Origin of the sequence: Mesorhizobium sp. M7A.F.Ca.MR.176.00.0.0, from assembly GCF_004023165.1 — a bacterium.
Classification (GTDB): Bacteria; Pseudomonadota; Alphaproteobacteria; order Rhizobiales; family Rhizobiaceae; genus Mesorhizobium.
The window spans coordinates 1-1,900 of the sequence record NZ_RZTC01000260.1 but is presented as its reverse complement, the minus strand read 5'-3'; the positions used below and the strand labels follow the sequence as shown (position 1 = coordinate 1,900).

Genomic DNA, 1,900 nt, shown 5'->3' with positions numbered 1-1,900 from the left:
CCACAATGGCGGCGGCCAATATCGAGACAGCGCCCAAGTCAGGCATGGAGCCTCGATTCACAAATCTCGTGGGGGGTTGCGTTCACGGGCGATCCGGCTGCGTTGGAGTACTTTGCCGACAGGTTATTGCATGTCGGCCAAAAGCGAACCCGGATTGGGACAGCAACATGCATCGAGACAAAAGACTTTAAGCGCGTTGCAGGGAGCCGTTCAAGCGCGACGCAATGAAAGCAGTCGCCTACTTCAATTCCACCCACACCGGCGCATGGTCGCTGGCGCCGTCCTCGCCGCGCACGTCGCGGTCGATGCCGGCGGAGGTCAGGCGGCGTGCCAGTTTCTTCGACAGCAGGATGTGATCGAGCCGGAGGCCGGCATCGCGCGGCCAGCGGTTGCGGCGATAGTCCCAGAATGTGTAAAGCGTTTCCTTCGGATGCTTCTTGCGCAGGGCATCAAGCCAACCCTGGTCGAGCAGGCGCTGGAACGACGCCCGGCTTTCCGGCTGCACCAGCGCGTTGTCGTCATAGGAGCGGGTGGCGTATATATCGCGCGGCTCGGGCACGATGTTGTAGTCGCCGGCCAGCACCACCGGCAGGCCGGTGTCGAGCAACTGTTCGGCATGCACCTCCAGCCGCGCGTGCCAGGCGAGCTTGTAGGCGAATTTCGGGCCGGGCTGAGGATTGCCGTTCGGCGCATAGAGACAAGCGACGATGATGCCGTTCACCGCCGCCTCGATATAGCGGCTCTGCCTGTCGGCATCATCGCCGGGCAAGGCATCGCGGGTCAGCACTGGCTCGGCGCCCCGTGCCAGGATGGCAACACCGTTCCACGTCGGCTCGCCCTTCCACACCGCGCCATAGCCGGCCGCCGCCAATGCCGAGCGTGGAAACTGCATGTCGCGCGCCTTCAGCTCCTGCAGGCAGGCGACATCGGGCTTTGCCACAGCCAGCCATCCCAGCAGGTTTTCAAGCCGGCTGTTGATGTTGTTGATGTTGAAGGAGGCGATCTTCATCGCTTCAGGAAGCGATCCGACCCGACCACGCCTTGACCGTCTCGGCCAGCGTCTTCAGATGGTCGGCCGCCGAAAATCCCGAGATGTTCTTGCGTGGCTTGAGATCATGGTCGCCATCCTCCAGCCAGATCACCTCAATGCGATCGGAAAGGTCATAAGTCGCAACCTCGTCCCTGGTGCCGAACTCGTCGCGCGTGCCCTGGAAGATCAGCGTCGGCGTCTTCAGATCGGCAAGGTGTTTGGTGCGCAATTGCTCGGGCTTGGCCGGCGGATGGAAGGGATAGCCGAGGCAAACCAGCCCTGAAATCTCGCCCTTGGCAAACATCTCGTCCGCGACCATGGAGGCGACGCGCCCGCCCATCGACTTGCCGCCGATGATCAGCGGTCCCGTCACGCCCTTTGCCCTGAGGTCGGCTATCGCCTTGATATATTCCGGGTTCAACGTCTCGGCCCTCGGCGGTGGCTTGCGGTGGCCGTAGCGGCGGGCAGCCATGTAGTGGAATTCAAAGCGTGCGACCTGTAAGCCTGCCGCGGCCAGCGCCTTGGCGGTGGCGGTCATTGAAGGCGAATCCATCGACGCGCCGGCGCCATGGGCGAGCAGGATGGTGATGGCAGCGGTGTCGGGACCGTCGAAGAGGAAGGTGGTCATGGTGTGATGTCCGGCGCGACGGCGACGCTGCTGATCTCCCCCCTCGTGGGGGAGATGCCGGGCAGGGCAGAGGGGGGCGTGAAGGAATGCCAGTCTTCGGTCCGGCTTGCGTGCGGGAACACGCCCCAAAATTGGCCGATCTGTTGGCGGGACAGCGCCCCCCCTCTGTCCTGCCGGGCATCTCCCCCGCAAGGGGGGAGATTGGCTGTCATCGCGGCCTTCGCCAATCATGCTCACCCCGC

At 63.8% G+C, this 1,900-nt stretch carries 2 protein-coding genes; both read right to left on the bottom strand.

Annotation, left to right across the window (positions count from 1 at the left end; all coding sequences use genetic code 11):
* Nucleotides 1–238: 238 nt before the first annotated feature.
* Nucleotides 239–1,009 carry an exodeoxyribonuclease III gene (locus EOB59_RS34550; protein WP_128290287.1) on the bottom strand — a complete coding sequence of 257 codons (771 nt, stop codon included), beginning with the start codon at nt 1,007–1,009 and terminating at the stop codon, nt 239–241.
* 4 nt (nt 1,010–1,013) lie between these two features.
* The gene (locus EOB59_RS34545) at nt 1,014–1,658 is read right to left on the bottom strand and encodes an alpha/beta fold hydrolase (RefSeq protein WP_128290286.1); all 645 of its coding nucleotides are present in this window, start codon (nt 1,656–1,658) and stop codon (nt 1,014–1,016) included.
* Between the last annotated feature and the right edge of the window lie 242 nt (nt 1,659–1,900).

Excerpts from the sequence above, each read along its gene's own strand:
- EOB59_RS34550 (WP_128290287.1), bottom strand. The coding sequence starts at position 1,009 with ATGAAGATCGCCTCCTTCAACATCAACAACATCAACAGCCGGCTTGAA.
- EOB59_RS34545 (WP_128290286.1), bottom strand. The coding sequence starts at position 1,658 with ATGACCACCTTCCTCTTCGACGGTCCCGACACCGCTGCCATCACCATC.